A 25734-nucleotide genomic window follows, 5' to 3' on the forward strand; every position below is an offset into this window, starting at 1 on the left:
TGCCGTAAATTGTGAAATAGTAATAATTTCACCTGGCGGCGAAGACGCAGCGCGGGCCCGGTGAACATTCTTGCGTTTGTCTTCCATGGCGCCCGCTTGTGCGCTTGTCTAATAACGTAGTGTTACCAGGACTCCGACTTGAAACCAATTACCGCCCTCCTGCTTGCCGCCGGCATCCTCTCGCCGTCGTTCGTCTTGGCCGCCACCCCTGTCGAAGCCGCGCCGACCCAGAAAACCGGCAAGGCAGCCCCCAGCCGCACCGCCGTCAAAGTCACGTCCGTCGAAGGCATCACCGAATACCGGCTGGCCAATGGCTTGCGCGTGCTGCTGTTCCCCGATGCCAGCAAGCCCACCCTGACCACCAACATCGTCTATCTGGTCGGCTCGCGCCATGAAAACTATGGCGAAACGGGCATGGCCCACTTGCTCGAGCATTTGCTGTTCAAGCCCAGCGCCAACTTTGGCGTCAAGAAGGGGACCAAGACCCCCGTCGAGATACTGAACTCGACAGGCGCCCAGTTCAACGGCACCACGTGGTACGACCGCACCAATTACTACGCCACCTTCCCCGCCAACGACGACAACCTGCGCCAGATGCTGGCCATGGAAGCGGACCGCATGGTCAACGCGGCCATCGACCAGAACGACCTGTGGAATCCGAAGACGCAAAAGGGCGAGATGACGGTCGTGCGCAACGAGTTCGAGATGGGCGAGAGCGACCCGATCGGCGTGACCAGCGAACGCATCCAGGCCATCGCCTACGATTGGCACAACTACGGCAAGTCGACCATCGGCGCCCGTTCCGACATCGAGCAGGTGAACATTCCCCGCCTGCGCGCGTTCTATCACAAATATTATCAGCCGGACAACGCCGTGCTGATGGTGGCGGGCCGCTTCGACGAAGCGACGGTCTTGAAGCAGATCAATGACTTGTTCGGCAAGATCCCGAAACCCACGCGCGTGATCGAGCCCACCTACACGGCCGAACCCGTGCAGGATGGCGAGCGCGCCGTGACGGTGCGCCGCAGCGGCGGCACGCAGTTCGTCGGCGCCGGCTACCATGTGGCGCCGTCCGGCAACCCGGAAGCGGTGGCCATCGAGGTGCTGGGCCACGTGCTGACGGACGCGCCGGCCGGCCGCCTGCACAAGGCGCTGGTGGAAACCAAGCTGGCCAGCAAGATCGAATACAACACGGTGAGCAACCTGGAACCGGGCTACAACCTGTTCGGTGCGCTGGTGCCCGTCGATGGCAACCTCGATGCGGCGCAAGCGGCCATGCTGAAAGTGCTGGAAGAGCTGAAATCGCAGCCCATCACGGATGCGGAAGTGGCGCGCGTGAAGCAGCAGCTGAGCAAGCAGGTGGAACTGATCACCTCGAACACGGCGCGCATGACGATTGCCCTGACGGAATCCTTGGCGGCCGGCGACTGGCGTTTGTTCTTCCTGCAGCGCGACCAGCTCGACAAGCTGACGACGGCGCAGGTGCAGGCGGCGGCCGAGAAATACCTGAAGAGCTCGAACCGTACCCTGGGCCGCTTCATTCCCACCGATGCGCCGGACCGCACGGTCGTGCCGGCCTACGCCGATGTGGCGCCGCAGCTGGCCGGCTACACGGGCCGCGCCGTGGTGGCGCAGGGCGAAGCGTTCGACCCCAGCCCCGACAATATCGAAGCGCGCACCACGCGCTTCACCTTGCCGAACGGCTTGAAGGGCGCCTTGCTGCCGAAGAAAACCAAGGGCAGCACGGTCAGCGTCGTGTTGAAATTGCAGATCGGCAGCGAAGAGAGCTTGCGCGGCAAGGCGCAGGTGGGCAGCTACACGGCCAATCTGTTGTCGCGCGGCACGGATAAACTGTCGCGCCAGGAAGTGAAGGACAAGTTCGACCAGCTGGGCATGCAAGTGGCCATCGCGGGCGGCGCCGAGGGCGTCACGGCCACCCTGACGGGCAAGCGCGACAATTTGCCGGCCGCCATGGACCTGCTGGCGCAAGTGCTGCAAAAGCCTGCCTTGAGCGAAACGGAATTCCTGGAATTGCAGCGCGAAAGAGTGGGCCGCGCGGAGCAGGAATTGCCTGAACCGCAGCCGCTGGCCGTGAACGCCTTCCGCCGCCTGCTCGACGCCACGCCGGAAGGCCATGTGCGCCACGTGGCCACCCTGCCGGCCGAGCTGGCCCAATGGAAAGCCATCCAGGTGGCCGACGTGAAAGCCTTCCATGGCGCCTACTATGGCGCGTCGAACGCCACCTTTGCGGCCGTGGGCGATTTCGACCCGGCCGCGCTGAAGGCGCAAGTGGCCAGCCTGTACGGCAGCTGGAAGGCGCAGCAGCCGTATGTGCGCATTCCTGATGCCGTCAAGCCCGTCAGCGGCGAGAAAGTCGCCCTGGAAACGCCGGACAAGGCCAACAGCGTGCTGTTCGCCATCCAGCCGATCCCCCTCAAGGATGACGCTGCCGCCTATCCCGCCTTGCTGATGGCCAATCACATGCTCGGTGGCGGCGCCTTGCGCAGCCGCCTGGCCGACCGCATCCGCCAGAAGGAAGGCCTGTCGTACGGCGTCGGATCGCAAGTTTCCGTGCCGTCGCGCGAGCCGGCCGGCTACTGGATGGCGTATGCCATCAGCGCCCCGCAAAACACGGTCAAGGTGGAAGCTGCCCTGCGCGAGGAAATTGCCAAGGCGCTGGCCGACGGGTTCACGGAAACGGAACTGGCCGAAGCAAAGAAAGGCTGGCTGCAGTCGGAAGAAGTGGGCCGCACGCAAGATGCGGGCCTGGCGCGCGAACTGGCCGGCTACCTGGCGCAGGACCGCACCATGGCTTACGACAAGGATCTGGAAGCGAAAGTGGCCGCCTTGACCCTGGCGCAAGTGAACCAGGGCTTGCGCGACTACCTGAAGCCAGCGGCCGTCTCCGTCGTCACGGCGGGCGACTTTGCCAAGGTGGCGAAAGAGGGCGACAGCGGCGCCAAGGCAACGACGTCGAAGTAAGCTGTTTTAAATAAAGAAGCCCGCTGGCAAATTATTTGCCAGCGGGCTTCTTTTATTTCAGGACGTTGACGTAACAGTCACGACGCCGGACAAAACCGTCGCAGGCCGCAAAGCGCCGCGCAGCAGGTTGGGTTCGGTGTTAGCCCCGTGGCGCCATTTCGGCGACGTAGATTTCCACGCGGCGATTGCGTGCGCGTCCCGAGGCATCCGCATTCGAGGCGATCGGCTCGCGTGCGCCGCGGCCTTCCGTGACGACGCGCGTGGGCGACACGCCGCGCATGGACAGGTAGTCGCGCGTGTGGGCTGCGCGTTCCACCGACAGCGGTTCGTTGATGGAATCGCTGCCCGTGCTGTCCGTGTGGCCGATGATGCTGACCGTGGTGTTCGGGTTTTCGTTCAGCGTGGCGGCAAAGCGGTCGAGGATGGGGCGGAAGTTGCCCTTGATGTCGGCGCGGTTGGTATCGAAGGAAATGTCGCTTGGAATTTCCATTTTCAGGCGGTTATCGGCCGTCTGCGTCACTTGCACACCGGTACCCTGTGTCGCCTGTTCCATCGCGCGCTTCTGGTTTTCCATGCGGGTCGACCAGATATTGCCCACCACGGCGCCAGCCGCTGCGCCCAGCAGGGCGCCGCCAGCCGTGCGGCCGCTGCTGCCGCCGCCGGTGGTGCCGCCGATCAAGGCGCCCAAGCCAGCGCCGATGCCCGCGCCCGTGGCCGTGCCACGTTGCGTCGAGGACATGTCAGCGCAGCCGGTGGCAGCCAGCGCGAGGACCAGCATGCCGACCAGGGATTTGGCGCCAGCGCCGTTTTTCAATGCTTTCATGGATTTTCTCCTTGTTTTGTTATTGGGACATACCCAGGAACTACCTGCACACGTTACTGCAAAATGCATCGGCGTGCCAGTGCGCACACCGTACGTAAAAGAGCGGCGCCCGTTTGCACGCGCGCCGCTCCTGTCAGCCTGCGCTAACGACCGGGTCTAAAGCCCGCGTCCGCTAATCAGGCGCAACAGGATCATGATGACTGCAACGACCAGGAGGATATGAATGAAGCCGCCGATGGTATAGGAAGTGACCAGACCCAGCAGCCAGAGAATGATGAGTACTACTGCGATTGTATAGAGCATGATATGTCCTCCGAGAGTAGTGTGTGGATGACGGCTGCCTGGCTGGCAAGTTGCTGGCTTCCGGCGCCGTCATCGGTTTTTGTCATTGCGCGGCGACCGGGTCGCTGAACGCTGATGCCATGACTTATTGTCTACTTTGTTTCTGAAATTTTCTGTACGCTGCCGTACACAACCCTCATTTAGCCTGTCAATTCACCCGATTTGGGCAGATTGCGCTCGCGGAGGCGCCGTTGCGGCTGCGCACGCCGTTCCGCTTCGCCCTCCATGCCCGGTATCCAGGCCAGCATGCCGGCCATGCCGACGGCGCCCGCCAGGCAGCTGACCATGCCGCCCGTCAGCAACAGCATGACGCCGAACACGGGTGCGCTCGCTTGCGCCGGCGCCAGGTCCAGCGCGCAAAAGCCCAGCGCGGTGGCCAGCATGCCGCCGCCGATAAAGCCGAGCCAGATCCTGTTGCTGCCTGCCTTGTCGTTTTCCATCGCTGCTCCTTGAGGGGATTATCCGTTGAACTTTCCTGAATGCATCATCTCGCGGGACGGCAAGCTCATCTTTACGCCAACGAACATTGCCAAAAAGAAAACGCCCGGACAGGCCGGGCGTGTGTTTAATTTGCAACTAATCGCGGCAGCGCTGCCGCGGCGGCGTTAGCCGATGGCGCGCAAGCCGCCGTTGACGACGCGCACGCGGTCGCCCTGGCGCCAGTTGGGCGCGGCGCTCTGGTGCACGGTGCGCGTCTTGCCCGTATCGAGGCGCACGACGATGTTGTAGCTGCGCGTGGCGCGCACGCTGCCTTCGATCTGGTTGCCGGCGACGGCGCCGCCCACGGCACCCAGCACGGTGGCCAGCTGCCTGCCGTGGCCACCGCCCACCTGGTTGCCCAGCAAGCCGCCGACGACGGCGCCGCCGGCCGCGCCCACGCCGCTGCCTTCGGCGCGCGTATTGACTTCATGGATGGCTTCGATCACGCCGCAATTGCCGCATACCTGCGGTGCGGGCGCCGGCGCTGCTGCATATTGCTGTTGCGGCGGCTGTGGCTGCGGCTGGCGCACGGGCTGCTGCTGCTGCTGCTGCTGCTGCTGCTGCTGCTGTGGCGGCAGGGCGGCCAGCGGCAAGGCGCCGGCCGGCTGCAGGTTCGCTTGCGGCTGGTTCGCCTGCAGGCTGGCCAGCTGTTCGGCCGAGGCGCTGGCCGCCAATGGCTGGGCATCGCCCTGGGACGAAGGCAGCCAGCCCATCAGGGCAGCCGTGCCGACGCCGCAAAACAGCAGGACGGCGACGGCGGCGGCAAGCACCAGCGGATGGAGGGATTTGGTCGTGGTGGTCATGGAAGGCTCCTTGATTTTTTAAAATAATGAAAAGGGTAGTGCGTGTTATTCGTGTGTGTTGCCAGTGTGCTGCGCCGCTTGCCCCGCTTCCGTGCGTCACCGTACATACAGGGCCCGTACAGCACCGTAGGCTAAGTAAAAATTATGTCGAGTTGTAACGACACCAAGGAAAAGCAATGCCACCAACGACTGCCAGCATGACCCTGTCCCGCGACGCAGGCCGATCCGGCCTGGGTACGCCCGCGGGCGCGCCCACTGCCGGCAACCGCTTGCTGGCCAGCCTGCCCGAGCACGACTTGCGGCACCTGGCGGCCCTGTTCGATACCGTCACGGTCGAGGTAGGCGAGGTGCTGTACGAGCCGGGCCAGCCTATCGGCCACATTTATTTCCCTGGCGACTGCCTGATTTCGCTGCTGGCCGTGGCGGAAGGGCGGATGACCCTGGAAGTGGGCTCCGTCGGCCGCGAAGGCGTGCTGGGCGCTTCCGTCGCGCTCGGTCATGACCTGGCGCAAGTGCGTGCCGTGGTGCAACGTTCCGGCACGGCCAGCCGCATCGCGCGCGCCGATTTCTGCGCCGAATTCGCCCAGCTCGACTCCCTGCAGCGCCTGCTGTACCGCTATACGGACACCTTGCTGGCGCAAGCCATCCAGATTGCCGTGTGCAGCCGCTTCCACGTGCTCGAGGCGCGCCTGGCCCGTTCGCTGCTCATCACGCGCGACCGCCTGCAGTCGGAAAAATTCCACCTGACGCATGAATTTCTCGCCCATACCCTGGGCGTGCGCAGGGTCGGCGTGACCAAGGCAGCCAGCGCGCTGCAACAGCAAAAACTGATTACCTACAGCCGCGGCAACATCGAAATCCTCGATTCGGCCGGCCTGGAAGCCGTTTCCTGCCGCTGCTACGAGCTGGTCAAGGACAGCGGCGCCATCGGCATGGCCAACGTCTTCGTCTGATCTCCCCGCGAGTCTGCCAGTCTTTGTCCCGCTTACCTGCCGCTTACCTGCCGCGTGCCTGGCTGCTGCCTGCACGCCGGCTTCCCCGTGCCGCAAACGCAAAAAAGCGGGGCGGGCGCCTGGGCACCCACCCCGCTTTCTCCATCAGCGATTACTTCGGCTTGACCTGATTACCGATCACGCCGCCGACAGCGGCGCCGCCGACGGCGCCGACGGCGCTGCCGCCCGTCAGCACGGAGCCGGCAACGGCGCCGACACCGGCGCCGATGGCCGTGTTTTTATCCTGGCCGGACATGTTGGCGCAAGCGGTCAAGCTCAACAGCAGGGCGGCAACGGAAGTGGTAGCGGCGAGTTTTTTAATGATTTGCATGATAGTTCTCCTATGAATTCGGACCTCGTGGCGCCGGCGAGGTATGGGCCGGTAAGACTTCGTATCGCCACGTCTTGGGTGTTTCAGGCACGATCACAGAATAGGATTGTGACAAGGCAGGGTCTGTTCGGCAACGCACATAGGTGTGTAACAATTGTAATTGCCCACGGCGGCCATGCCCGTCAGCGCTTTGGGCGCGGTGTCTTGACCGGTTTCGGCGCCACGGGTTTGACGCGCGCCTGGGCCAGCAGGGCCGCGCATTCGCTGTCCTCGCCGGGGCCCGTATTTACCAGCGGCAGCAGCGCCGCCACGGGCGCCACCACGGCCAGCGCCAGGGCGCCGCCGGCGCGCAGGGCCAGCACGCCCTTGTCGACGCTCACGTCGGGCTTGCTGAAGGTGCCCCGCACATACAGGGGCGAGCGCAGCGAAAAGATGCGCAAGCCCTTGCTGTCCGGCTGCAGGGTCAGGTCCAGCTGTTCATTGCCCAGATTGACCGTGCCGTCGACATGCAGGACGGCATCGTCTGTGTCGACGAGGAACTGGCGCGTGCGCATCAGCCCCTTGGTGACGACGAAATCGGCGGCCATGCAGTTCAGCTTGACCTGCTTGTCGCCCACCAGCTTGGTCAGCACGATGCTGCCGATATTCAAGCCCATTTCTTCCAGCAGCAGCTTGCTGATGCTGCCCCGGTTGATCAGCGCGCGCACTTCGCCATTCGAGCTGCCCAGCAGGCTGGCGACGGAATTGCCCGTGGCCGACAGCGAGGCGTCGCCATTGATCTCGCCCACGCTGGCCTGCAGGGCGGGCAGGCGGGGAAACAGCTGCTGGATGTGCAGATGGCGGGCGCTGGCCTTGAGTTCGGCCGCGATGCCGTTGGCGATGACCTTGCCGCTGCCGTCGAGCTTGATCTGCGACGTCAGGGTGCCGCCCGCCACGTTGAAGTTGAGCGGCGTCAGCGACAGCACGCCGTCCGTCAGCACCACATGCGTGTCGAGCTTGCTGATCGGCAGCTCGGCGTCGCGCGTGATCTTGTCGGCCGTGTAGCGCACGTCGGCGTCCAGGCTGGTCCAGCGCTCCGTCTTGAACGTTTCCACGGGCAAGACTCGTCCCGCCGGCTGCGTCGACGCCACGCCCCGCTCCTTCTTGCTGGCGCTGGAGTCGGCGCCCACCAGCGGGCCCAGGTCGGAAAACTGCAGCAGGCGCGAATGCACTTCGCCCGTCAGGCGCTTGCGCGGCTTGCTGGCCGAAAACGCCAGCTTGCCGCTGATGTCGCTGGAACCGACCTTGCCGCTGAACTGGTCGTACACCCATTCGCCGCCGCCGGGCGCCAGGGTGCCCGTCAAATGGCCTTCCGTGCTGAAGTGCGGCGTTTCCGGCAGCAGCACGCCCGTCAGCGGATACAGGCGCGCCATGCTGGGCCCCGCTATCTTCAGGCGCACGTCGAGCGCGGCCAGGTCTGCCGGGCGCGTCAAGGTGCCTTCGATGGCCATGCTGCTGCCGCCTGCGCGCATGTCGGCCTGGATGGGGAAGGGCGTGCCCTGCTGCTGCAGCGACAGCACGCCGCCCGCCTTGCCGCCGCCCTTGACGGCTTCGCCGCGGTATTTGCCCGACAGCGTCCAGGCGATGCCATAGCGCTTGTCGTCCGCCAGGGTATCGACATCGGCGCGCATTGCCGTCTGCGTGACGGCATCGTCCAGATAGACGGTGCCCTTGCTGAAGACCACGCTCTGCAATTCCAGCTGCCAGGGCGACGGCTGGTCCTGCTTGTCGAAGGTCCAGTTGTTGTTGCCATCCTTGCTGCGCAGCAAGCGCACCTGCGGCGCATCGAAACGCAATTGCGGGATGATGATTTTCTTGTCCAGCAGGGCCAGGGGATTGAGCGAAAACGCCAGCTGGCTGACGGTGGCCAGCTGCGCCGCCTCGCCATCGGCTGCCGCCATGCTGCCCGGGTTGCCCAGGTGTACGTCCTGCGCCTGCAGATGAGGCCATGGCAGGTAGTCGCGCCAGCTGGCGCGGCCTGCGGCATTGTTGGGCTGCTGCCACGTCAGCGACAGGTCGCCCACGATGGCGAACGGGCGCCCCAGCGCTTCGCTGGCACGCCCGTTGAGCCAGGGCTTGGCGCGGTTCCAGTCCATATTCAGCAGGACGACGGTGGCGGCGACGGGCACGGCGATCAGTACGGTGGCACTGGCGAGGGCGATTTTCTGGCGGCGGGAGAGGGGCATGAGCTGATTCTTTCTGGACAAGTAGTCACGATGCTACAGGAATCGCCCTGAGGCCGGGTCCGTTTCAGATTTTGCTGGCGGGCACGTGCGCTGGCGCACGTTGCCCATGCAAGTATTGTCGATTTCCTACCCTATGTGCGGCACCGAACGGATATGCGGGGTGCCGGGGCCTATAACGTCATACATCAAACGCAGTTCCTGATTCGTTCCATGTATGACTTATATCGTTACCTCACTCTCCAGGAGAAGAAAAATGACAAACCGAGATTCCATCAAAACCCCCTTGACCGCCCTGGCTGCCTGCATCAGCGCCGTTGTCCTGATGACGGCCTGTTCCAGCCTGAAAACGCCTGCCACGGCTGACGTCGCCGTGTCGCGCGCCGCCGTCGATAACGCGGCCAGCGCCGGCGCCGCCGACCTGGCACCCGATGAAATGCGCTCGGCCCGCGAAAAAATGCGCATGGCCAACCAGGCCCTGAAAGACCGCGACTACAAGACGGCGCGCGACCTGGCCGACCAGGCGCAAGCGGACGCCAAGCTGGCGCAAAGCAAGGCCAACTCGGCCAAGGCCACCAGCGCCGCCGATGAAATCAACGAGAACATCCGCGTCATGCGCGAAGAACTCGACCGTGCCAACCAGCAAGCCCCGAAACAATAAGAACAGGATCCCACCATGAAAAAAGCTCACTACACCTCCATTCCCGGCCTGCTGGCCATGGCCGCTCTTGTTGCCGCCTGCAGCTCCGCACCGACCACCACCAGCCTGCTCGACCAGACGCGCGGCGACTACATGGCGGCGCAATCGAACCCGCTCGTATCGACCTATGCGCCACGCGAATTCCGCGAAGCGAGCGCTGCGCTGGAAGCGGCAAACGCGGCCGCCACGCGCCAGGATGACAGCGAAAAGGTCGACAAGCTGGCCTACCTGGCCAAGCAAAAGATAGCCACGGCGCAAGAAGTCGCCAAGCAGAAGGCGGCGGAAGCCGATATCGCCAACGCGGGCAAGCAGCGCGATCAGTTGCGCCTCGATGCGCGCACGCAGCAGGCCGACCAGGCCACGGCGCGCGCCCAGGCGGCGCAAGCGGATGCGGAAGCGGCCAAGGCCCAGGCGCAGTCGGCCGAAGCATCGGCCCGCGACGCCACGGCCCGCGCCGCCGCGCTGGAAGTGCAGCTGGCCGACCTGGCCGCCAAGAAAACGGAGCGGGGCATGGTCATCACCTTGGGCGATGTGCTGTTCGGCACGGACAAGGCGAACCTGACGGCCGATGGCGCGAATACGGCGCGCAAGCTGGCCGATGTGCTGAAAAACAACCCGCAGCGCACCGTGCTGATTGAAGGCTTTACGGATAGCACGGGCGGTTCCGCGCACAACCTGGAATTGTCGCAACGCCGCGCCGAGTCCGTGCGCAATGCGCTGCTGGAGCAAGGCATCAGCCGCGACCGCATCGCCACGAAAGGCTATGGCGCCGCCTATCCGGCCGCCGGCAACGACAATGCGGCGAACCGCCAGTTGAATCGCCGGGTGGAAATCGTTTTGTCTGAAGATAACACCGCGATTCCCGCCCGCCGTTAAAACACCAGGCCAAACCTGCTGCGCGGCGCGACTTGCGGCCTCCGATGCTCACTGTGCTATAGCACAGCTCCGCTTCCCGGCCACAATTCACTGCCGCTCGCAACGGTTTTGCCCAGTGTTTGATTTGTTAGTAGGCAGCACCGGCCGCTACCTGGCCGGTGGATACCCATGCAAGACTTGAAAGGAAGCATCATGACCCAAACATCTGTTGAGATTCCAGCTGGCATCGATACGGCCGCCATCCGCGCTGCCGCCAAAAACCTCGATGACGGCGCCGTGACGGCCGGCTACCAGGGCGACCGCCAGGAGTTGATCACCCTGTTGAATGGGGCGCTGGCCACCGAACTGGTGTGTATTGCGCGCTATAAACGCCATTACTACACCGTGAGCGGGCGCGACAACGGCACCATCAAGGCCGAGTTCCTCGAGCATGCGCAGCAGGAACAGGAACATGCGGACTGGCTGGCCGAACGCATCGTGCAATTGAATGGCAAGCCAGATTTTAATCCTGCAACATTGCTTGCGCGCAGCCATGCCGAGTATGATGACTCCGAAGACGTGCAAAGCATGGTGCGTGCCAATCTGATCGCGGAACGGGTCGCGATTGAATCGTATCGCCAGATGATCGTGAAAATTGGCGACAAGGATCCGACGACCCGCCATTTGTTGATCAAAATCATGGCTGTCGAGGAAGAGCACGCCGATGATATGCGCGATCTAATGGAATAGTGTTTTTGAGTAAAGTAGGTATAGTAACTACATTCATCCATAGCTAAGGAGCTAAACCATGTTGGAAAACAATATCACCACCGTCAATAACGATGTCAAAACCCTGGTCAAGGATGCGCAAGCCCTGTTCAGCGCCGCTGCCGCGCTGACCGGCGAAAAAGCCGATGAAGTACGCGTCAAGGGCATGAAAACCCTCGATGCAGCCCTGGCCAAGGCGCACGAAGCGCAAGCGTCGGCCATCGTCGCCACCAAGCAGCTCGCTTCCCAGGCCGATGGCTATGTCAAGGAAAACCCATGGCGCACGGTGGCTGTCGCCGCTGGCGTCGGCGTGCTGGTCGGCTTCATCCTGGGCCGCAAGTAATCCACTGTCAGGAGCGATATGGACAAGTCTGCTTCGTCTCACCAGGGGCCGGGATTGATCGGCTCGGTTGCCGGCCTGGCCAAAAACGCCGTCGGACTGATGCTGTCGCGGCTGGAACTGGCCACCATCGAACTGTCGGAAGTGCGCAATCACATGCTGCAGCTGGTGGTCATTTTCGCGCTGGCGACGGTGGCGGGCTTGTTTGCCATCGCTTACGGCAGCGTGCTGATCGTCTTCCTGGCCTGGGATAGCCTGGGCTGGAAGATCCTGGCGATCATGACGGTCGTGTTCGTACTGCTGGCCATTGCCCTGGTCATCTATGCGCGCGCCATGCTGCGTCAAGGAAAGCTGTCCATGCCCGCCACCATGGCGGAATTGAAGGCTGACCGCGACATGCTGATGTAAGCTGCTGGCGGGAACCAGCCGGACCTGTGCCGGTGCGGGGCTCGCCATGTCCTGCCTGCCTTACGAGGAGAATTCATGTCGGAACACGACAAACTGGCGGCGCAAGCCGCCCGCAAGCGCCTGCTGATCGCCCAGGGCGAAATGTACCGCGTGGGCATCGTGCATGCGCGCGCCAACGTGGGCTATGCCCTGCGTCCCGAATCGCTGCTGCAGGGCGTGGTCGAGACGGCGGTCGGCTTTGCCGGCCACCGCGTCGAATCGCTGCTGGCGCCGGGCGGCATGCGTTTGCAAGGGGCCATGCCCTATGTGCTGACGGCGTTATCGTTTATCGGACGCAAGAAGCTGGTCAAGCCGGCCCTGGTCCTCGTGGCCGTGGCCGCCGTTGCCGCCAGCTGGCTGCGCCGCAAGCGCTGATGCTGTAATCCCCGGAACGCCGTCACCGACGGCGTTTTTTTTGCCCGTCCCCAACGTCCGGCACGTGCGGGCGCAATCCCTTACAATGATTCACGCCGCATTCCGCGCGGTGGACAGAGGGGCCATCTTGATGACGAATTCGAAGACACCGATCAATCAGTTAAATCCCTCGCGCCTGCGCATCGTGCTGGTGCTGCAAGGGGGCGGTGCGCTGGGCGCCTATCAGGCCGGCGTCTACCACGCCTTGCACGAACATGGCCTGGCGCCCGACTGGGTGGTGGGCACCTCGATCGGCGCCATCAATGCCGCCATCTTGGCCGGCAACAAGCACGAGGACAGGCTCGTGCGCCTGAAGCAGTTCTGGCAGCGCGTGGCGCACCGCGACAGCATCGACATGAACCTCGTATCGGACCAGCAGCGCCGCTCGAACATCTGGCTGGCCACGCTCGATACGGTGCTGCGCGGCGTGCCCGGCTTCTTCAAGCCCCGTTCGTTCAGCCTGTTCCCGGCAGGAATCGCCGTCAAGCCGGAAGAAGCCAGCTTCTATGACACCAGCGAGCTGGCCGGCACACTCGAAGAACTGGTCGATTTCGATTACCTGAACCAGCCCGGCGGCATGCGCCTGACGGTCAATGCCCTGCGCGTCAAATGCGGCAGCCTGATCAGTTTTGACAGCCAGCAGCAGCCCCTGACGGTCGAGCACATCCGCGCCAGCGGCGCCTTGCCGCCCGGTTTTGCCGGCGTGCGCGTCGATGGCGACCTGTACTGGGATGGGGGCCTGTATTCGAATACGCCGCTGGAAACCGTGCTCGACGACACGCCCCACGTGGACACCCTCGTCTTCATGGTCGACCTGTGGAGCTCGGAAGGGCCGGAACCGACCACCCTGGATGAAGTGCAGACGCGGCAAAAGGACGTCACCTTTGCTTCGCGCTCGAAGCGGCATATCGAGGATTACGTCAATACGCATACCTTGCAGCACAAATTGCGCGAACTGTACGCCAAGCTGCCCGACAGCGCGCACAACCGCCAGCAGACGGAAGAGCTGGTAGCGCTGGGCTGCGACAGCACCATGCACATCGTGCGCCTGCCGTATGCGGGGCGCGACTGGCACATGGCGGCCAAGGACATCAATTTCTCCAAGGGTTCCATCGAATGGCGCTGGGAGCAGGGCTACCAGGACGCCTTGCGCGCGATCAAGGCGGCCGGCTGGCTGGCCTTCGTCACGGAAGACACGCCGCTGGTGGTGCACGAGTTGCCGCCCTACGAGCGCGACGCCGCCTAGGGACGCCTGTCAACACCTGCTGCGCGTCGGTCTAGGCGGCCCTGCGATGCGCACCGTACTAGATAGAGTACGGTTGCGCGTCTTAGCACCTCCCCCTTCCGCTCGCGACGGTTTTGCCAGGTGTTGCAATTTTATCCGGCGCCGCAACAGCACGGCACATCACTGCGGATGGGCTGATTCGCGCAGTTTTTCCGCATTCGCCATGTCTTGCCGGTAAGTGTCTTGCGCCTCCTTCAGACAGGTGGCGCGCGTGGCGGACGGCTCCAGGCGACAGGCTTTTTTGGCCTCGGCCAGGGCGGCGGCGATTTCCTTGCGCAAGGTGCGCAGCTGGGCTTGCGCCGTGCTGTCTTCCTGGTACCAGCGTTGCGGGTCGCCCGGCTGCGGCGTGGCTGTCTGGGCCAGTGCCAGCGGTGCCAGGCTGCAGGCCAACAGGGTGGCCAATAGGGTGTTGTGGATAGTCATGATATTTCCTCCTTGAAATAAAAAAGGCGCCGCAGCGCCTTTTTTTACAACCTGCCCGTCAGTAATAGCAGGATCAGTATCACTACGACGAGGCCGGCGATGCCGCTGGGGCCGTAACCCCAGTTGCGGCTATGCGGCCAGGTAGGCAGGACGCCGACCAGGGCCAGGATCAAGATGATCAGAATGATGGTGCCCATGGTATCTCCTTGTTGGTGCATGGTCCGGCGCAGGCTTGGGGGCAAGCCCGGCCAGCGGATTAATAGCGGTAGACGCGGCCGTCAACGATGCGTACGCGATTGCCTGGGCGCAAATCATTTGCGTTGTCCTGCACCACGGTGCGGTATTCGCCGTTATCGAGGCGCACGCTGATCTGATAGCCCTGCGCTTGCTGCCTGCGGCCTTCCACCTGGTTGCCCACGACGCCGCCGGCGACGGCGCCCGCCACGGTGGCCGCCGTGCGTCCGCCGCCCGAGCCGATGGTATTGCCCAGCAGGGCGCCCGCGATGCCGCCCACCACGGCGCCGGCGCCGCTGGTTTGCCCGCCGCCCTGCACGAGCTGGATGGAATCGACGGTGCCGTACATGGCGGACTCAGGCTGGTTGGCCGGATAGTATTGTTGTTGTGACTGGTAAGAAGGGCCGGTGGCGCAACCGCTCAGTACGGCGGTGGCGGCGAGCATCAGTGCAGCCAAGGTGGCATTGGTTTTCATTTTATTCTCCTGACGAGGTGAGGGTGTAGTGCCATCTTAGTCACGCCCCCGTCCCCGGTCTGTACGCTGCCGCACGCACTTATTTATTGTGCAAATTGCATTTTTGCCTGGCGCGATCAAGCAAAACGTTGTTATTTCTCCCTGTCTGGCTCCCGCTTTCAAAATAAATTACTTGTGTACGGCAGCGTACAGAAGAGCGGCGACTATCCACGTAAAACGGTAGTCATGCCAAGCAGACATGCTTGTCACCACCAGGGAGAAATACATGAACAAAAATAAGATCATCACCGCCATCGTCGTCAGCCTGGCGTGCGCCGCCTGGGGCGGCCAGGCAGTGGCCGCCACGCCGGAGGCGAAAGCCGCCTACAAGGCTGCCAATGAGCAGGCGGGCCTGAATTACAAGCTGGCCCATGCGGAATGCGAAAAAATCACGGGTAACCCGAAGGATGTCTGCATCGCCGAAGCAAAGGCCGTGCGTGCCTACGATGAAGCCGTGGCCCAGGCGCAATACACGAATACCTTGCGTGCCTATACCAAGGCGCGCATCAAGATTGCCGATGCCAACTACGACGTCGACCTGGCCCGCTGCAATGCGCTGACGGGCAACGACAAGGATGTCTGCGTCAAGCTGGCCAAGTCCACCAAGGTAGCGGCCCTGGCCGACGCCAAGGCCGACAAGAAAGTCATCGAAGCGCGCAGCGATGCGCGTGAAGCAAAAAGAAAAGCCGAGTACAAGGTCGCGACAGAAAAATGCGATGCATTAGCCGGCGCAGCCAAGGATGACTGTATCAAGGCTGCAAAAACCCAGTTTGGCTATTGAACGCCATCCGGCGCGCAGTCACCACACTGGTATAAGAAGCTCATTGTGAGCACATTGATTGACCACTCCTAAGGAAACCACCATGAAATTCACTAAATCGATCGCTACCGGCCTCTTCGTTGCTTCCCTGTTCGCCGTTGCAGGCTGCGCTTCCACGCCAACCAAAGAAGGCACGGGCGAATACATCGACGACGCGGCCATCACGACCAAGGTCAAAGCCAGCATCTTCAACGAGCCTACCCTGAAATCGACGGAAATCAACGTTGAAACCTTCAAGGGCGTGGTTCAGCTGAGCGGCTTCGTGGCCCAGCCATCGGATGCCGCCAAAGCGGGCGAAGTCGCGCGTGGCGTCAAAGGCGTGAAGTCGGTGAAAAACGACATCCGCGTCAAGTAATGGCATGACTTGCCGCAGCGGCCAGCCTGAAGGCTGGCGCTGTGGCCCTCCACCGACCGTCCCGGGAATCGCATGCATATCCAGCCTACAGATGCCCCGCCCGAGCCGGTGGCGGCTGCCTCCACCGAGCCTGCCGGGCCACCTCCCGGCGCGCCCGTGGAGCAGCCAGACGCATCCTTGCGCCTGCCGCTGCACGTCAATGCGCGTGGCATGGCTCTGGGCATCATCGCTACAGTCAGCTTCATCTATGCGCTGCAGTGGGCACAGAAATTCCTCATTCCCGTTCTCTTCGGCATTTTCATTGCCTACACCCTCAATCCTGTCGTCGCCTGGCTGGAAAAACTGCGCGTGCCGCGCGCCATCGGCACGACGGCCGTCACGGCCCTGATCCTGTTCGGCTCCATCGTCGTGGTCGAGAGGGTGCAGGGCGAATTCGAATCCATCGTTGAAGAGTTGCCGGCCGCCACACATAAACTGTCGCGGCTGATCGCCGCCAATACGGGCGGCAAGAACAGCACCTTCCAGAAGATGCAGGCCGTGGCCAATGAAATCGAGCAAGTGGCCGCCGGCGCCGAGGCACGCCGCAACAACCGCCGCGCCGCCGCTGCCGAGGCGCCCAATTTCAAGATCATGGACTGGGTGTGGGCCGGTTCGCTGGGCCTGGTGGGTTTCCTCAGCCAGGCCACCATGGTCATCTTCCTCGTGTTCTTCCTGCTGCTGTCGGGCGACACCTTCAAGCGCAAGCTCGTCAAGCTGACGGGACCGTCGCTGAGCCGCAAGAAGGTCACCGTGCACATCCTGGAAGACATCAATACCTCGATCCAGAACTATATGTTCATGCTGCTCGTCACCAACGGCTTGCTGGCGTTGCTGATGTGGATCGCCTTGCGCGTGATCGGCCTGGAAAACGCGGGCGCCTGGGCCATCGTGGCCGGCTTGCTGCACATCATGCCGTATTTCGGGCCTTTGCTCATCACCATCGCCACGGGGCTGGTCGCGTTTTTGCAGTTCGAATCGCTGGAAATGGTCTTGCTGGTGACGGGCACGTCGATGGCCATCGCTACCCTGGTGGGCACTTTCGTCACCACCTGGATGACGGGGCGCATCGCGCGCATGAATCCCACGGCCGTGTTCATCAGCCTGCTGTTCTGGGGCTGGCTGTGGGGCGTCTGGGGCTTGTTGCTGGGCGTGCCCATCATCGTCATCGTGAAAGTCGTCGCCGAGCGCGTGCAGGGCATGGAAGTGGTGGCCGAGCTGCTGGGCGAATAGCTTGCGGTAACTCAAGAAAAACGGCGCCCGCGGGCGCCGTTTTGCCATGCCGCAGCCGGCTCAGGATTGGTGGCGCTTCAATATCTTGACTTGCACGTCGCCATCGTCCGTCTTCGGCATATCCTTCATGCTGCCCAGCTGCAGGGCGAATTGCCGCGTGAATTCGGCGCCCAAGAAAAAGATCTGTGCCGAGTAATACACCCACAGCAGCAGGGCCACCAGCGAACCGGCCGCGCCATAGCTGCTGGCCACGCCGCTATTGCCGATATACACGCCAATCGCATATTTTCCCAATGAAAACATGAACGCCGTGCCCAGGGCGCCGATCAGCACGTCGCGCCAGGACAGGCGCACGCGCGGCAGCATTTTATAGATGACGGCAAACAGGCTGGCGATGACGGCAAAGCCGATCAAATTTGACAGGATGGTAAACAGTACGGCCGTATCTTTCCATACGCCTTCCCAGAAATTGGCGAGGATGGCCATGGCCGCGTTGACCACCAGCGACACCATCAGCAGGAAGGCCAGCACCAGCACCAGGCCAAAGGACAGCAGGCGCGTGCGCAGCATGTCCCAGGCGCCCGCTTCCTTCAAGGGCGGTACTTGCCAGATTTCATCGAGACTGGCTTTCAGTTCGGCAAACACGCTGGTGGCGCCAAACAGCAGCAGGGCGCTGGCGATGAGGGTGGCGATGCGCCCCTGTTCATGGTTCTTGGCGCCGGCCAGCACCAGCTGGATGGCTTCTGCGCCCTGCGTGCCCAGCAAACCCTGCAGTTGCCCCATCAGTTCGCCGCGCGCCGCGGCCGGGCCATAGAAAAAGCCCGCGATGGCGATCACGAGCACGAGGATGGGGGCGATGGAAAACAGTGTGTAATAGGCGAGGGCGGCGCCCTTGCTCGAGGCGCGGTGCTCCAGCCATTCGGTGACGGAACAGACGATGACACTGCGCATCTGCTTGCTGAACGGCGCCAGGCCGGCCAGCCTGGGATAGCGGGTAGAAAAATTCATGGTGGCTTTCAATGCAAAAAGGGGCGCGAGCCCCTTTTTTTATTCACAAGTGGCGTACCACTGTTGAGCTTACTGCACGCGGCGTTCGATGGTGATCTGTTCCACTTCGACGCGACGGTTCGGTTCCAGGCACTTGATCAGGTCGGCACGCTTCTTGTTATCGCAGGTGACGACAGGATTGGTGGAGCCCTTGCCTTCGGCCGTCAGGCGGTTGGCGGCGACACCATGCGCGACCAGGTATTCCTTGACTGCGTCAGCGCGCTGCTGCGACAGTTTCAGGTTGTACTTGGGCGAACCGATGCGGTCGGCGTAACCACTGATGACGACGTTGTTGACGTCCGGTGCAGCGTTCAGCACGCGGGCGATCTCGTCGAGCTTGGTCTGTGTCGGACCCAGCTTGGCGCTGTCGAACGCGAACAGTTCCGTTGCCGACATCGTCACTTTTTCAAAGCGTGGCGGCGGTGGCGGTGGTGGTGGCGGCACGACCACGACGACTTCTTCACGCACTGGCGGCGGCGGCGGTGGTGGCGGCGGTGCAGGCGGTTTGTCGAACGCGAAGTTCAGGCCCACGGTGACGTAGTAGTTGTTGGACTTGCTGCTGGGGTCGAAGGTGTTGCCACGCAGGAAACCGTGCACATTGCGCACGTCAGCCTGGACGGACAACTGATCCGTGATGCTGGACTGGAAACCCAGGCCTACGCTGGCGTACGGCGAGCTCTTGCTGCGTTCACCGAAGGCGAAGCTGGTGTCCTTGTCGCGCTGCATGCCGGCACCGACCAGCAGGAAAGGACGGAAAGCTTTGCGCGAGAACATGTACAGGCCGTCTACGCCCAGCGTATTTTGCTGGTAGCGCTGGCCGCCATCCTTGGAGCGGGCGTACGTGGTACCCAGCTGGATATCCCAGTCCGGGGAAACAGGTTTACCGAAACGCAAGCCTGCGCCATAGCCGGTTTTATCCGTGGCAAAGTCGGAATCTGGCTTGAGTGCGTTGATGCTAGGTTGAATATACCAGGAGGGATTAATTTCCTGGGCCTGTGCGCCGAGGGCGGAGCACAAGACTGCGGCGGCAACGGCGATTTTTTTTAGATTATTCACAAGTAACTCCCAACGTTGATAAGAGATTTTCTCTACAGCATCAAAGCGACATCTTGCTACACGTGCTATTGCTTGAGATAGACAACAATTCCAGGTGCGCCCGTCTTGCGATAAATGCACTGCTGTTGGACTGAAGAATACGATTCCAGGTTCGCGTGGTCGGTGCGCTGGCGCACAAAGCATTGTTGTATATCAATGGTGTTGCTGATTCACGACAAAGACTTTGGTGTTGAAAAAAACTAATTTGCTAGGTGGAACTTTTACAAGCACGGCCATTTCCAGGCGCCGCGGCAGAGGCAATCGTACGACTTGTTACCAGCATGCCACTGTATATTAGCAACAATGATGAGCTTGATAACTAATATTACATTGATGTTGTATTCCTGCCGCGTTCTGTTGGTTTGCCGGGCTTCCTCCAGGTAACTTTTACGCGCCGCAGCCAGCTCCGCCACTTTTCATCAAGGAGTTACCCGTGTTTGACCTTCCCCGTGTGTTTTCTTCCCCGCTGTCTGGCAAACTGGGCCCGTTATGTCTGCTGGGCTTGCTGTTGTCGCCGGGTCTGGCGATGCCGGCCTGGGCCGACAGCGGCGTATCCCTGTTTTCGCCCAGCGGCACGGTCAAGGCCGTACGCCAGGTGCGGGCCCAGTTCGCCACGCCGATGGTGCCGTTCGGCGACATGGGCTTGCTTGCGCCGTTCGCCATCGATTGCGGCAAGGCCGAGCCTGCCGTGGTGGCGGGTGCGGGTCGCTGGGCCGACGAGCGCAACTGGAACTTCGATTTCGAGCGCGACTTGCCGGCTGGCGTGGCCTGCAGCTTTACCTTGAAAGGGGGGCTGAAGGACCTGGCGGGCCAGCCGCTGCAGGGCACGGCGTCCTACCGCTTTTCCACGGGCGGCCCGGCCATCGTCGAGGCCGTACCGTATGACGGCCAGCCGTATATCGATGAAAACCAGATCTTCGTGCTGGGCCTGGACGCCGCGCCGAACGAGGCCAGCGTGGCCGCGCACGCGTATTGCCGCGCCGATGGCATCAATGAAAAGATTCCCGTGCGCCTACTCAAGGGCAAGGAACTGGAGCAGGTCCTGGCCTTGCGCAAGAACTTCGTCGACCGCTACCTGACCGTGTACTTCAAGAAGCGGGGCACGGTGTGGAAAGTGGGCATGCCCGTGGCCAGCAAGGGCGCGCCGCCGCTGCCCGTCACCGTGCTGCAATGCAAGCGCAGCTTCCCCGCCAATGCCAAGGTGTCGCTCGTGTGGGGCGAGGGCATCGCCAGCGCCAGCGGCATCGCCACGGACAAGGCGCAAACCCTGCAGTACAAGACGCGTCCCGACTTCACGGCCAGGTTCAGCTGCGAACGCAGCAACCCCAAGGAGCAGTGCATTCCCTTCCTGCCCATGCGCGTGCAGTTTTCCGCGCCCGTGAAAGCGTCGCTGGTGCGCGCCATGACCCTGACAGGCGGCGGCAAGACGTATGCGCCGACGATTTCAAAAGACGAGGAAAAGGCGGAATTCCTGTACGGCGCCGCCTTCAACGGGCCGTTCCCCGTGCAAGCCAGCCTGGTCCTGAGCCTGCCGCCGAAACTGACGGATGACGCGGGCCGCGCCTTGCTCAACCGCGCGCGCTTCCCCATGACGGTGCGTACGGGCGAACAGCCGCCGCTGCTCAAGTTCCCGGCCCCGTTCGGCATCATCGAAGTGAAGGGCGACGGCTTGCTGCCCGTCACCGTGCGCAATATCGAGCCTGTGCTGTCGGGCAAGGAAATCGCGCAGCCAGCCGCTGCCACGGGCTCCACCTTGCGCGTGCCCGACAATGACGACAAGTTCATCATCGAGTGGATGCAGCGCCTGGCCGGCAATGGCGAGGGGGGAGAGTACTGGCAGCCCTACGCCCAGTATGCGGGCAACATGAGTAAATCCGTGCTGGCAAACGCGTCCGGCACGCGTCCCCTCAGCCTGCCGCGCCCCGATGGCAAGAAAACCTTTGAAGTGATCGGTATCCCGCTGCAAAAGCCGGGCTTTTATGTGGTCGAGCTGGCCAGTCCCATCCTGGGCAAGGTGTTGCTGGGCAAACCCACCACGGCCTACATCCGCACGGCCGCGCTGGTGACCAACCTGGCAGCCCACTTCAAGCATGGCGCGCAATCGTCGCTCGTGTGGGTGACGTCGCTGGACAAGGGCGCACCCGTTGCGAAAGCGCAAGTGGCCGTGCGCGACTGCGCCGGCAAGCTGCTGTGGCAAGGCACCACGGGCGCGGACGGCGTGGCGCAGATTCCCGGCGAGCTGGCCAATTCCAGCTGCAAGAACAATGGCCGCTATTTCATCAGTGCGCGCAGCGGCGGCGACATGACGTTTACCCTGTCGGACTGGGTGGGCGGCATCGAAGCCTGGCGCTTCAACTTGCCCACGGACGACACGCGCGCCGACAACACCCTGCTGGCCACGGTATTTGACCGCACCTTGCTGCGTGCCGGCGAAACCGTGCACATGAAGCATTTCATCCGCAAGCACACGGAGCAGGGCATGAGCCTGGTGGACAAGAACAACGGTCCCGGCAGCGCCACCTCCGTCGTCATCACGCACCAGGGCAGCGACCAGAATTACCAGTTGCCCCTGCGCTGGTCGGCCAGCGGCACGGCGGAAAGCGACTGGGTGATTCCCGCCGACGCCAAGCAGGGCGAATACAGCGTGACCATGGCAGGCCGCCCCTCCGGCAGTTTCCGGGTCGAGGCGTTCCGCGTGCCCACCATGAAAGCCGTGCTGCAGGGACCGAAGGCGCCCGCCGTGCAGGCAAAGCAGCTGGCCCTCGATGCGCAAATTACCTACCTGGCCGGCGGCGCCGCCACGAATGCGCCCGTCAAGCTGCGCACGGTGCTGCAAGACAAGAGCGTGACGTTTGCCGATTATCCCGATTACAGCTTCAGCAATGGCGACGTGAAGGAAGGCCTCGTCAAGCAGGGCACGGGCTACGACGACGATGACGGCGAATGGCAGGACGAAGGCAATGGCATGCCGGCCGGCGCCGGCGCCGCTGCGGCGCGCACGCAAAGCCTGACCCTGGACAAGGCGGGCGGTGCGCGCATCGTCATCGACCAGCTGCCGCAGCTGGCCGCGCCGCGCGACCTGGTGGCGGAAATGGCTTTCCAGGATGCGAATGGCGAGACGGCTTCCGTGGCCACGCGCGTGCCGCTGTGGCCATCGAACTATGTGATCGGCATCAAGCCCGACGCCTGGGCCTTGAGCAAGGATGCGTTCAAGTTCACGGTGGCCGTGCTGGGCACCAATGGCAAGCCCGTGGCAAATGCGGCCGTCGCCGTCGACTTCTTTCAGCGCAACAGCTATTCGCACCGCCGGCGCCTGATCGGCGGCTTCTATGCATATGAAAACAGCAGCGAAGTGGTCAAGCTGGGACCCGCATGTTCGGGCAAGACGGACAACAAGGGTCTCTTGATTTGCGACGTGAAGGCGCCCGCCAGCGGCAATCTGATCCTGCGCGCCCGCACGCAGGATGGTGCAGGAAATGCGGCCGTCGCCAACCGCGAAACCTGGGTGGCCGGCAGCGGCGACTGGTGGTTCAACGCCAGCGACAATGACCGCATCGACGTCTTGCCTGAAAAGAAACGCTATGAACCGGGCCAGGAAGCGAGCTTGCAGGTGCGCATGCCGTTCCGTTCGGGCACGGCGCTGATCACGGTCGAGCGCGAAGGCATCCTCGACACCTATGTGCGCCAGCTCAATGGCCGGGAACCGGTGGTGACGCTCCCGGTCAAACCGAACTATGCGCCCAATGTGTATGTGTCCGTGTTTGTCGTGCGGGGACGGGTCGACGGCGTGCAGCCCACGGCCCTGGTCGACCTGGGCAAGCCGGCCTACAAGATGGGTATCGCGCCCCTGAACGTGGGGTGGCAGGCGCATGAGCTGAACGTGATGGTCGTGTCCGACAAGGAAGTGTATAAAACGCGCGACAAGGCAGAGGTGTCCGTGCGCGTGCGCCGCGCCGACGGTAATGCCTTGCCGGCCGGTGCCGAAGTGGCGCTGGCGGCCGTCGACACGGGGTTGCTGGAATTGATGCCCAACGATAGCTGGAAGTTGCTCGATACCATGATGGCGCAGCGCAGCCTGCAGGTGGAAACGGCGACGGCGCAGATGCAGGTGATCGGCAAGCGCCACTTCGGCCGCAAGGCGTTTCCGGCCGGCGGTGGCGGCGGCAAGGGCGCCAGCCGCGAACTGTTCGACACCCTGCTGTTCTGGAAGGGCACCGTCAAGCTCGACGCCAAGGGCGAAGCCACGGTGCAAGTACCGCTGAACGATTCGCTGACGGGCTTTCGCATCGTGGCCGTCGCCAGCGCGGGCCAGGAATTGTTTGGCACGGGCAGCACGGATATCCGCAGCTCGCAAGACTTGATCCTGATGTCGGGCTTGCCGACCCTCGTGCGCGAAGGCGACCAGTTGCGCGCGGGATTCACCGTGCGCAACACCTCGGCCGCATCGTTGAACGTGGACCTCAATGCCAGCGCGGCCGGCAAGGCCTTGCCGCGCCAAAGTTTGACCCTGGCGGCGGGCGAAGCGCGCGAAGCGGGCTGGGATTACCAGGTGCCGCTGGGCGCAGCCAGCATTGTGTGGGAGATCGGCGCGAAAGCAGGAAACCATACCGATAAACTGAAAATCACGCAGAAGGTGGGCCAGGCCACGCCCGTGCGCACGTATCAAGCCACCTTGCAGCAGATCGACAAGCCCGTCAATATGTCCGTGCAAATGCCGGCCGGCGCCTTGCCGGGCCGGGGCGGTCTGCAGACGAGTTTTGTGGCCAAACTGGGCGGCGAGCTGCCTGGCGTACGCGAGTACATGGCCGCCTATCCGTACACCTGCTTCGAGCAAAACACGTCGAAGGCCATCGCCCTGCAAGACCAGGAGGCGTGGAACAAGCTGGCCGCCAGCCTGCCCGCCTACCTGGACAGCGATGGCATGTTGAAATACTTCCCCATCATGGAGCAGGGCAGCGACAGCCTGACGGCCTACGTGCTGTCGGCAACGAAAGAGGCGGGCTATGCGATTCCCGAACAGACGAAGAACCGCATGGAAGAAGCCTTGACGGCCTTCGTGCAGGGCCGCATCGTGCGCCGTTCCGCGCTGGACACGACGGACCTGGCCGTGCGCAAGCTGGCCGCGCTGGAAGCGCTGTCGCGTTCCAACAAGGTGCCGCCCGATGCCCTGGAAAGTATCAGCATCAACCCGAACCTGTGGCCGACCTCGGCCGTCATCGACTGGAGCTTGCTGCTGCAACGCACGCCAGGCCTGGCGCGCCGCGATGCGCTGCTGGCCGAGGCGCAGCAGATCTTGCGCAGCCGGTTGAACTTCCAGGGCACGACCATGGGTTTTTCCACGGAGCGCAAGGATAACTGGTGGTGGCTGATGGTGTCCGGCGACGTCAACGCCAACCGCCTGCTGCTGGCCGTGATGGACAATCCGGCGTGGAAGGACGACATCGGCCGCCTCGTGCGCGGCAGCATGGGCCGCCAGAAAAAGGGCCGCTGGGATACGACGGTGGCCAACGCCTGGGGCACCCTGGCCATTGCCAGGTTCTCGGCCAAGTTCGAGTCCACTCCCGTGACGGGCGCCAGCGCCGTCAAACTGGGCAGCGATACGCAAGCGCTCGTGTGGAATGGCGCGGCGAAAGTGGGCCCGGTGCTGCAAGCGTGGCCGGCAGGCACGGATACCCTGGGCCTGGCGCACAGCGGCACGGGTAAACCGTGGGCCACCGTGCAAAGCCTGGCGGCCATCCCGCTCAAGGCACCCGTTTCCAGCGGTTATACGATCAAGAAAACCATTACGCCCGTGGAACAGAAAACGACGGGCGCCTGGTCGCGCGGCGACGTCTACCGCGTGCGCCTGGACTTGTCGGCACAGGCGGACATGAGCTGGGTGGTGGTCGACGACCCGATCCCCGCCAGCGCCACGGTGCTGGGCAATGGCCTGGGCCGCGATTCGCAGTTGCTGACGGCCGGTGAAAAATCCACGGGCTGGGTCTGGCCCACGTTCGAGGAGCGGGCCTTCGACGCCTTCCGCGCCTATTACGCCTTCGTGCCGAAGGGCAACTGGAGCGTGGAATACACGGTGCGCCTGAACAATGCTGGCGACTTCAGCTTGCCCGCCACGCGCATCGAAGCGATGTACTCGCCGGAAATGTTTGGCGAGTCGCCCAATGCGAATGTGAGGGTGGGGCAGTGAAGAAGTTGA

General features: G+C 63.1%; 24 protein-coding genes. 13 read left to right on the forward strand and 11 right to left on the reverse strand.

What is annotated here, in order from left to right; all coding sequences use genetic code 11:
- Positions 1 to 138 precede the first annotated feature (138 nt).
- Entirely contained in the window at positions 139 to 2982 is a 2844-nt protein-coding gene (locus GCN75_RS05955) for a M16 family metallopeptidase (protein ID WP_152281796.1), read from the forward strand.
- 139 nt (positions 2983 to 3121) lie between these two features.
- On the opposite strand, the gene GCN75_RS05960 is transcribed toward GCN75_RS05955, so the two are convergent.
- The 4 genes from GCN75_RS05960 to GCN75_RS05975 all read right to left on the reverse strand — a co-directional run bounded on the left by GCN75_RS05960 (position 3122) and on the right by GCN75_RS05975 (position 5430).
- Positions 3122 to 3805: an OmpA family protein gene (locus GCN75_RS05960; RefSeq protein WP_152281797.1), complete on the reverse strand. Its 684-nt coding sequence runs from the start codon at positions 3803 to 3805 to the stop codon at positions 3122 to 3124.
- A gap of 156 nt (positions 3806 to 3961) precedes the next feature.
- Positions 3962 to 4108, reverse strand: a complete 147-nt coding sequence (locus GCN75_RS05965; RefSeq protein WP_121670992.1) for a lmo0937 family membrane protein — start codon at positions 4106 to 4108, stop codon at positions 3962 to 3964.
- Positions 4109 to 4287: 179 nt separating this feature from the next.
- Entirely contained in the window at positions 4288 to 4587 is a 300-nt protein-coding gene (locus tag GCN75_RS05970; protein WP_152281798.1) for a hypothetical protein, read from the reverse strand.
- 165 nt (positions 4588 to 4752) lie between these two features.
- Positions 4753 to 5430 carry an outer membrane lipoprotein gene (locus GCN75_RS05975; RefSeq protein WP_152281799.1) on the reverse strand — a complete coding sequence of 226 codons (678 nt, stop codon included), beginning with the start codon at positions 5428 to 5430 and terminating at the stop codon, positions 4753 to 4755.
- Positions 5431 to 5606: 176 nt separating this feature from the next.
- On the opposite strand from GCN75_RS05975, the gene GCN75_RS05980 reads away from it, so the two are divergent.
- Positions 5607 to 6383 (forward strand): Crp/Fnr family transcriptional regulator, encoded by a 777-nt coding sequence (locus GCN75_RS05980; protein WP_152281800.1) that lies wholly within the window; start codon positions 5607 to 5609, stop codon positions 6381 to 6383.
- 151 nt (positions 6384 to 6534) lie between these two features.
- On the opposite strand, the gene GCN75_RS05985 is transcribed toward GCN75_RS05980, so the two are convergent.
- Together GCN75_RS05985 and GCN75_RS05990 are read right to left on the reverse strand one after the other, a co-directional pair.
- Positions 6535 to 6753, reverse strand: a complete 219-nt coding sequence (locus GCN75_RS05985) for a glycine zipper 2TM domain-containing protein (RefSeq protein ID WP_092800789.1) — start codon at positions 6751 to 6753, stop codon at positions 6535 to 6537.
- Between the two features lie 182 nt (positions 6754 to 6935).
- Positions 6936 to 8978: an AsmA family protein gene (locus tag GCN75_RS05990; protein ID WP_152281801.1), complete on the reverse strand. Its 2043-nt coding sequence runs from the start codon at positions 8976 to 8978 to the stop codon at positions 6936 to 6938.
- A 253-nt stretch (positions 8979 to 9231) separates the two neighbouring features.
- On the opposite strand from GCN75_RS05990, the gene GCN75_RS05995 reads away from it, so the two are divergent.
- The 7 genes from GCN75_RS05995 to GCN75_RS06025 all read left to right on the forward strand — a co-directional run bounded on the left by GCN75_RS05995 (position 9232) and on the right by GCN75_RS06025 (position 13745).
- A complete protein-coding gene (locus GCN75_RS05995) occupies positions 9232 to 9636 on the forward strand; it encodes a DUF4398 domain-containing protein (RefSeq protein WP_152281802.1) in 405 nt (134 codons plus the stop codon).
- Positions 9637 to 9651: 15 nt separating this feature from the next.
- The gene (locus GCN75_RS06000; RefSeq protein ID WP_152281803.1) at positions 9652 to 10551 is read left to right on the forward strand and encodes an OmpA family protein; all 900 of its coding nucleotides are present in this window, start codon (positions 9652 to 9654) and stop codon (positions 10549 to 10551) included.
- Positions 10552 to 10719: 168 nt separating this feature from the next.
- Positions 10720 to 11280, forward strand: coding sequence for a ferritin-like domain-containing protein (locus GCN75_RS06005; RefSeq protein WP_405002786.1), 561 nt, complete (start codon positions 10720 to 10722; stop codon positions 11278 to 11280).
- 58 nt (positions 11281 to 11338) lie between these two features.
- A complete protein-coding gene (locus GCN75_RS06010; RefSeq protein WP_034786336.1) occupies positions 11339 to 11641 on the forward strand; it encodes a DUF883 family protein in 303 nt (100 codons plus the stop codon).
- 18 nt (positions 11642 to 11659) lie between these two features.
- Positions 11660 to 12046 carry a phage holin family protein gene (locus GCN75_RS06015; RefSeq protein ID WP_152281804.1) on the forward strand — a complete coding sequence of 129 codons (387 nt, stop codon included), beginning with the start codon at positions 11660 to 11662 and terminating at the stop codon, positions 12044 to 12046.
- A gap of 75 nt (positions 12047 to 12121) precedes the next feature.
- Complete coding sequence (locus tag GCN75_RS06020; RefSeq protein ID WP_100429292.1) at positions 12122 to 12460, forward strand: hypothetical protein; 339 nt, start codon at positions 12122 to 12124, stop codon at positions 12458 to 12460.
- A gap of 130 nt (positions 12461 to 12590) precedes the next feature.
- Positions 12591 to 13745, forward strand: a complete 1155-nt coding sequence (locus tag GCN75_RS06025; RefSeq protein ID WP_152281917.1) for a patatin-like phospholipase family protein — start codon at positions 12591 to 12593, stop codon at positions 13743 to 13745.
- Positions 13746 to 13904: 159 nt separating this feature from the next.
- On the opposite strand, the gene GCN75_RS06030 is transcribed toward GCN75_RS06025, so the two are convergent.
- The 3 genes from GCN75_RS06030 to GCN75_RS06040 are packed head-to-tail and all read right to left on the reverse strand — an operon-like array spanning position 13905 to position 14916.
- On the reverse strand, positions 13905 to 14207 hold the full coding sequence (locus tag GCN75_RS06030; protein ID WP_152281805.1) for a hypothetical protein: 303 nt from the start codon (positions 14205 to 14207) through the stop codon (positions 13905 to 13907).
- A gap of 44 nt (positions 14208 to 14251) precedes the next feature.
- The gene (locus tag GCN75_RS06035; RefSeq protein ID WP_010396415.1) at positions 14252 to 14404 is read right to left on the reverse strand and encodes a DUF3309 family protein; all 153 of its coding nucleotides are present in this window, start codon (positions 14402 to 14404) and stop codon (positions 14252 to 14254) included.
- Positions 14405 to 14463: 59 nt separating this feature from the next.
- A complete protein-coding gene (locus GCN75_RS06040) occupies positions 14464 to 14916 on the reverse strand; it encodes an outer membrane lipoprotein (protein WP_152256299.1) in 453 nt (150 codons plus the stop codon).
- A gap of 265 nt (positions 14917 to 15181) precedes the next feature.
- Here GCN75_RS06040 and GCN75_RS06045 point away from each other — a divergent pair, with 265 nt between their 5' ends.
- The 3 genes from GCN75_RS06045 (at position 15182) to GCN75_RS06055 (ending at position 17399) form a co-directional block, all read left to right on the forward strand.
- A complete protein-coding gene (locus GCN75_RS06045; protein ID WP_152281806.1) occupies positions 15182 to 15736 on the forward strand; it encodes a hypothetical protein in 555 nt (184 codons plus the stop codon).
- Between the two features lie 82 nt (positions 15737 to 15818).
- Positions 15819 to 16130 (forward strand): BON domain-containing protein, encoded by a 312-nt coding sequence (locus GCN75_RS06050; RefSeq protein WP_046682432.1) that lies wholly within the window; start codon positions 15819 to 15821, stop codon positions 16128 to 16130.
- 72 nt (positions 16131 to 16202) lie between these two features.
- Entirely contained in the window at positions 16203 to 17399 is a 1197-nt protein-coding gene (locus GCN75_RS06055) for an AI-2E family transporter (RefSeq protein WP_405002787.1), read from the forward strand.
- 60 nt (positions 17400 to 17459) lie between these two features.
- Here GCN75_RS06055 and GCN75_RS06060 read toward each other — a convergent pair whose 3' ends face one another.
- A complete protein-coding gene (locus GCN75_RS06060) occupies positions 17460 to 18407 on the reverse strand; it encodes a YihY/virulence factor BrkB family protein (protein WP_152281807.1) in 948 nt (315 codons plus the stop codon).
- Positions 18408 to 18476: 69 nt separating this feature from the next.
- Positions 18477 to 19502, reverse strand: coding sequence for an OmpA family protein (locus GCN75_RS06065; RefSeq protein ID WP_152281808.1), 1026 nt, complete (start codon positions 19500 to 19502; stop codon positions 18477 to 18479).
- A gap of 472 nt (positions 19503 to 19974) precedes the next feature.
- Between GCN75_RS06065 and GCN75_RS06070 the strand changes: the two genes are divergently transcribed.
- The gene (locus tag GCN75_RS06070) at positions 19975 to 25725 is read left to right on the forward strand and encodes an alpha-2-macroglobulin family protein (RefSeq protein ID WP_226941147.1); all 5751 of its coding nucleotides are present in this window, start codon (positions 19975 to 19977) and stop codon (positions 25723 to 25725) included.
- Positions 25726 to 25734 lie beyond the last annotated feature (9 nt).

Origin of the sequence: Janthinobacterium violaceinigrum, assembly GCF_009208555.1 — a bacterium.
GTDB classification, from domain to species: Bacteria; Pseudomonadota; Gammaproteobacteria; order Burkholderiales; family Burkholderiaceae_D; genus Janthinobacterium; species Janthinobacterium violaceinigrum.